Below are 6,313 nucleotides of genomic sequence, written 5' to 3'. Positions count from 1 at the left end.
GTTTTTAATGGAGACATTGAGAATCTAAGCTGTCTCGTTGAACAAGGAATTTCTAACAGCGATGTGGAAAGAATCCCCCGTCACAGCGTAGCTTGACGGTGGGAGTATGTCAATGTAATCTCATGGCGATAGATAGTAACTTTAGGCAAATTAAATTTTTTAACTTTTCTGTTTTCTTATTGCCCAAATTAGCCAGATTGTTGTAAGCTTATGACCCAACTACAACCCGATATATTCGTCAACAATCGTCCCGATACCGATGGAGACGAGGAAGAAGACTACTTCGATTATTTTTATGATGAACCGGGTAGTGAACCGGGGACATTAATTATCGAACCGGATGCCAAACCCTCGCGGATTATTTTAATTGACTACGATGAAGATAACGCCGTTCGCAAGGTGGATATTACCCCCAATGCTTGCGCCCCCTATATTGGCACAAATACCGTGTCTTGGATGGATATTCAAGGGTTAGGGAGTGAGACGGTTTTAAAACAGGTGGGAGACATTTTTAATCTGCATCCTTTGTTATTAGAAGATGTGGTTAATGTGCCGCAGCGACCCAAGTTAGAGGACTATAACAATCAATTGTTAGTGATTTCTCAGATGGTGCGACTGAAGGAAGATGAAAGCGGTTTTGATACGGAACAGGTGAGTTTTGTCTTGGGAAAACGCTATCTTTTAAGTTTTCAAGAGGAGGAATTACAGGACTGTTTTGAGATAGTGAGAGATCGAATTCGCACTTCCCAGGGACGAGTACGGAAATCGGGGGCGGATTATTTGACCTATTTATTATTAGATACGATTATCGATGGTTATTTTCCCGTGGTAGAACACTACGAAGATCGGATTGAAGCGTTGGAAGACGCGATTATTAGTAATCCCGATCGAGATACAATGCAGGAAATCTATGATGTCCGTCGGGAATTATTGGCACTGCGTCGCTTAATTTGGCCGATGCGAAATGTCCTACATTTACTCATGCGTGACCATCATGGTATAGTCAGCGATGAAGTACAAATTTATTTTCGGGATTCCTACGACCACGTCATTCAAATTCTGGAAATTATCGAAGCTTATCGAGAATTAGCGGCGAGTTTGATGGATGTTTATATGTCCACTATGGGCAATAAATTAAACGAAATTATGAAGTTTTTAACCGTAATTTCGACGATTTTTATTCCCTTAACTTTTATCGTTGGTGTCTATGGCATGAACTTCGAGAATATGCCAGAATTAAAAGGAGAATGGAGTTACTTCATGGTCTGGTTAGTCATGTTAGCCGTAGCGGGAGGCTTGATTTTCTACTTCTGGCGCAAAGGTTGGTTTAAACCAATTTATTCCCTTAAAGAGGAAGCAAAAAGTTAGATAGGGTTGGCTGAAAAAGTTTGTTGGTGGGGTTAGGAGACAGGAGACAGGAGACTATTTTATTTATTCTCCCATCTCCCCGCACCCCACTTCCCCAATAGACATCTCCAAAAATTATAACCCAGTCACAGCTTGCTTTTGGTCTATGTACTAACTAAACAGTTCGATGGCTGTAATGTATATCTATCTTTGCTAATTCAATTTTACTGAAAAAATATGAGGCAATTAAAATAATTTTTATTCGGGTAGATTCCTTAACTAGAAAGACTTTTAGTCTTGAGATTATATTAGGTCGAGGTCTAATTCATAATTCATAATTCATAATTCATAATTCATAATTCCCACTCCCGACGACAAACTTTTGCGACAAACCCTAATTATTCCACCACAAATGCGAGGATTTGGCCTTTGTAACTGCCGAAGCGAATCTGTAAACCCGACTCTAGGGGAACTTCTTGGTTATGTACCTGCTTCCAGTGGCCATCTTGGTAGATAAAAGTACCAAAACGGGAGAAATCTTCGAGAAAGTATTGATAGTCGGGATGATCGGCATTTTTACGGCAAATTATCCGACAATGGTTTTTACTAACCCATTTTTCAGTAATCTGTAGATCATTTTCCATGTTCCGTCCTATATTCATGCCACCACCACGGATTGACAATTTTCTTTCGGGACGATCGAGATAGTATAAGAAAGCGGCGGGCATGGTTCCGCAGACATTGGGCATAACCGTCGGTGATTGAGTCTCATCAAGGGTTTGCAGCAATTGCCCGTCGAATTCTGGGTGCATATAGAGAATCGGCAAAGTCCAAGCGGGCTGATTGTACTTGTAGAGGGTTAATAACTGCTGCCTGGCGATACGAACGGCCTGATCGATAGGGACTCTCGGACCGGGAAACAAGTTGGACATCTGCGCTTCTTTGTCTTTGAACCCGAAGAGGGTGCGGGTAAAAATTTCGATAAAACTCAAGGCCTCTCTATCGGCGATCGCATCTCGCATGGCCAAAACTGCGGGAACGCCGTGGTGAATCAAGACTTCCGCCAGACTGCTGCGGGGGATCATCTCCTGACCCGATTTAGCGGGATAAGCACCCCAACAGGCATTAAAAACGGTTAAAATGACTTGATTTCTCACTAAAGCTTGGGCCAACTCCGTCCCGTTTAGCTGTTCTCCTGTCCGCAGAAATAGGGAACCGCCATTGGGGGCGGCGATTCCGTGGCCAGCGTAGAAAAAAGCTTGATATTTACCCGTATCCAAGGCCCTGGTCAGTTCTTCGGCCCCCGGTCGAATTAAGGTATCGACTTTGATTTTCACTCCCCAATTCTGAGGGAGGGAACCACTGCCCCCAGGAGAGATGGCCCGGATAAGATTGGCGGCCTCGGATTCGAGTGCCTGGTCGGAATTAGTTTCTCCACCCGTATTAATGGCGGTGAGGTTGAGGGAACTAGCGGCGGTTTTAATCTGTTTTTCCCCGATAACTAAGAGAATATTGAGACTATTACTCGGTTTTATCGGTGGTAGTGGTTCCACATCGCTGGTGGTGCGGCTAAAGAGTATATTCGGATGCAGAGATATAGCCTGTTTACCCGCTTGCTGCATAATTTCCCAGGGCAGCAAAATTAAATAGGGGTTGCGACATTCCAAGCGAATTCGCAGGGGCTGATTTTTGCCGAGGGCGATTCCCTGACTTTGGGCGAAACTTTGACCAATTGATGCTTGAAATAACCATTGCCAGAGACTAATACCTAGTTTCTGCATTAATTGACCGCCATAACTGCCGCCTTCTCCCGAAAGAGTCAGTTTAGGTCGGGAATTTCCCTCTAATTGCTCTAACATCGGCAAGGTCGGCATTTTTTCCAGACAGAACATTTCCTGCCATGCCATCCATTCCGTGGTTAGACTCTCGGTCCATTCACAGTCATGATGCACATATCCCCCCGGTAGGGGTGCTTTCGTCACCCAACGGGCGAAATGATTACTCGTGGCTAAACTAGAGATCGCTAAATTTAGACTAGGGATGGCATCATCGGTCATTGTGGCTATTGAGAAGTCTATAGAATGTTATTCTAGAGGATTTCTGAAAGCTAAGGAAGAGTATTAAGTAGCTGGTTATAATTAAATCAAAAATAGATTTTAGGTTCGATCCCCCCTGCCCCCCTTGATAAGGGGGGTGCCGATAGGCGGGGGGATCTGAAAGTTTTTAATACCTACCTACTTAAGTCACCAATAAACAACAAAGTTCAATAATTTTGGTTTGCAAAGTTGCCAAAGGTTCTGCACCCCGCTTGAGACGATATTCTAATTCGAGAAGTATGGGCAAGGTGGCGAGAAGTTGTTTAGAAGAAAAGGATTGTATCTCTTTGCGAATGAAATACAGTCGCTTGGGATTGGCAATTTCGGCGGCGGCGGCGATATTTTTGTCGTCTTTTTCTCCTTCTTCAATTTTTAATTTCACTATTGCCCAAGTGCGAAATTGACCCACTAGGGTGGCAGTAATACCTAGGGGGTTCTCGTTGCGATTTAATAATTCATTGACTAATTCTAGGGCCTTGCCTGTCTCCCGTTTTAAAATAGCACCGGCTAACTGTAAGCTGCTTTGATTGCTGGCATTGACTAAGCTTAAAATGTCCTTTTTGTCAATAGTTACCGCCGAATTATTTTTAAATAAACGCAGTTTTTCTAACTCCATCCACAACAAGCGGCTGTTATTTCCCACTGATTCTGCTAAGAGTTCGATCGCATCGGGGGTTAATTTTACCCCCACTTCTTTGGCAATTTCCCTAACTCTTTGGGCAATTTCCTCGACTTTCCAAGACGGAATTAGTTCAAATTCTTTAACCTCCGCCTGATTTTGGATAAACTTGCTCGATTTTAAGCGGGAGTCTGGTTTTTTGGTGCTGGTTAATAACAGATAGGAATTTTCGGGTAAATTGGGCAAAGTGCGCTGTAATTCCTTGAAAATATCCTCAGAACATTGTTGACAAATAACCGTATCGGCTAACCAAACTAAACGATTTCCCATGCCGAAAACTGGAGTCATCGCTTGATTGAGGGCCTCGATAATTGCCTCATTGCGATCGCCGTTGATTTTATCATAATTAAACTGTATCCAATTGGGATCAAGAAGTTTTGCTTGCAGATTTTTCACCGCTTGGTTGATAGCAAATTCATCTTCTCCCCAATAAAATATTGTCGGCATAAGTTTCTAATTATAGCAGTTAAGTAGGTAGGTGTTAAAAGTTGTCAGACACCCCTCTGATCAAGGGGGGACTAAGGGGGAATCGGCACCCCCCTTATTAAGGGGGGATCAAGGGGGGATTTATCTTCAATTTAATTATAACTACTTACTTATCTTGAGGTGTTACTATTGCCCATTTTCCCAAATTTTTACAGTTTTGTCAGCCCTACCACTAATTAAATATTTCCCATTGGCACTAATTACTAAAGATAACAGGTTGTCTGTGGGTCGAGCAAGGGTTCCTAATTCCTCTTTGCTTGTTAAAGACCAAAACTTAATCGTTTGATCCGAAAGCTTGTTTAATCTGATCAGCACAAGCAGCAGAGGATAAACCAAGAATTTCCTAATATTAACTATGGCTATTCATCAACACAGGTAAAGACTATCTGACTCGATAATTTTGAAAATTAATCAAAAAATAGACTCGATCGACCCCAAATAACGCACAATAAAAAAGGAAATGTCAAAGGAGAATCGCAAATGTTGCCCTATATCCTAGCGGTCGTTGTGGGATTGAGTAGTCTGTACCTCCTCACCACCGCTTTTATCGCCCCCGATCGCCACCGTCAAGATGATTTTCTCTGGAGTGCGGTAGGATTATTCTATGCCCTTGTCCTCTGGTTGTGCGCGGGAAGGATTACAGGCGCTATCCTCCTGGGACAAGTTGCCGCAGCCATTTTATTTATTGCTTTCGCTTGGCAAACTCTCAAACTCAGACAAGCACTTTTTTATCCCGACAAACCGGTTAAATTATTTACTATTGTCGGTTGGTTAGGCAATCGTCTGGGGAAAGTTACTCCCTCCCAATCCCCTAAAACTAAAGCTAAACCTGAGAAAGTAGCAGCAAAAGTTAAAGAAACGGTTAAAGAAACGGTGGACCCCGTTATAGAAAAAGCCGTGGCTATCGGGGAAACTATTACAGAATCAGTGACAGAAATTGAGGAAAAAGCTCAAGAAACGGTTGCCCCCGTTGCCGAAAAAGCCGCAGCTATCGGGGAACCTATTACAGAATCGGTGACAGAAATTGGGGAAAAAGCCGCAGAAATCATTGATGATGGGGAAACTTTCGATGATTTCGATGATTTTGATGATTTTGATGATTTTGATTTGGCAACGGAAGAGATCAAACCCTCCGAAAATGCCCCAGAAATTCCCCCGACTGAACCTGTCGCAAATGTTGAAGTCGAAACTATTGCTGTTAGCGAAACGGTGATTATTGAAGTTACCGAGGAAGATTTGCCCCCAGAAGAAAATATCGAAAAAGATACTCCCCCAGAAACTCGATCGCAAAGCGCAGAAAATCCCCCTCCATCGGATTAAAAATTAAGACTATTGAGCGGGTGGGTTAGGCAATAATTACCCAAGAAATGGTTCTTCGTTACTTGGTATGGTTCGATAGGGGGGGCATAAATCGACTAAATCCTTATCTGGCAAGAGACTTAATTGATTAATTCGTTCTAGATCGAGAACAATTGACAAAAATTGCCAAATGTCTTTCTATATAAGGGTTACATTTATTATAACCCCCGTCCATTGCATAACACAAACCGAAGAACCAAATTTTTAGTAAAAAAATGTAATAGGAGTGAATTAATTAGGGTTTGCTGAATAATGGTAAAAACCTTACAGGAAAGGGCTTTTAGCTTGATTGAGAGCTTCCCAAATGCACTTAAATCTGCTAGAATCTCTTAAAACCCTTGCATCA

At 42.5% G+C, this 6,313-nt stretch carries 5 protein-coding genes and 1 pseudogene; 3 read left to right on the top strand and 3 right to left on the bottom strand.

Going from position 1 to position 6,313, the window contains the following annotated elements; translation table 11 throughout:
- Positions 1-96: pseudogene (locus tag LW728_RS22390) on the top strand (zinc ribbon domain-containing protein); the annotation flags it as partial.
- Positions 97-210: 114 nt separating this feature from the next.
- Entirely contained in the window at positions 211-1,368 is a 1,158-nt protein-coding gene (corA, locus tag LW728_RS22385) for a magnesium/cobalt transporter CorA (RefSeq protein ID WP_149986613.1), read from the top strand.
- A gap of 377 nt (positions 1,369-1,745) precedes the next feature.
- On the opposite strand, the gene LW728_RS22380 is transcribed toward corA, so the two are convergent.
- The 3 genes from LW728_RS22380 to LW728_RS22370 all read right to left on the bottom strand — a co-directional run bounded on the left by LW728_RS22380 (position 1,746) and on the right by LW728_RS22370 (position 4,923).
- Positions 1,746-3,404: a CHAT domain-containing protein gene (locus LW728_RS22380; RefSeq protein WP_287768374.1), complete on the bottom strand. Its 1,659-nt coding sequence runs from the start codon at positions 3,402-3,404 to the stop codon at positions 1,746-1,748.
- 181 nt (positions 3,405-3,585) lie between these two features.
- Positions 3,586-4,569: a DNA polymerase III subunit delta gene (holA, locus tag LW728_RS22375; protein WP_287768372.1), complete on the bottom strand. Its 984-nt coding sequence runs from the start codon at positions 4,567-4,569 to the stop codon at positions 3,586-3,588.
- 165 nt (positions 4,570-4,734) lie between these two features.
- The gene (locus LW728_RS22370; protein WP_287768371.1) at positions 4,735-4,923 is read right to left on the bottom strand and encodes a WD40 repeat domain-containing protein; all 189 of its coding nucleotides are present in this window, start codon (positions 4,921-4,923) and stop codon (positions 4,735-4,737) included.
- A gap of 165 nt (positions 4,924-5,088) precedes the next feature.
- Here LW728_RS22370 and LW728_RS22365 point away from each other — a divergent pair, with 165 nt between their 5' ends.
- Positions 5,089-5,928, top strand: a complete 840-nt coding sequence (locus tag LW728_RS22365; RefSeq protein ID WP_287768369.1) for a Ycf66 family protein — start codon at positions 5,089-5,091, stop codon at positions 5,926-5,928.
- Positions 5,929-6,313 lie beyond the last annotated feature (385 nt).

Source organism: Microcystis sp. 49638_E5, from assembly GCF_021300285.1.
In the GTDB taxonomy this organism is placed as follows: domain Bacteria; phylum Cyanobacteriota; class Cyanobacteriia; order Cyanobacteriales; family Microcystaceae; genus Microcystis; species Microcystis aeruginosa_C.
This window is presented reverse-complemented; position numbering and strand designations above follow the sequence as displayed.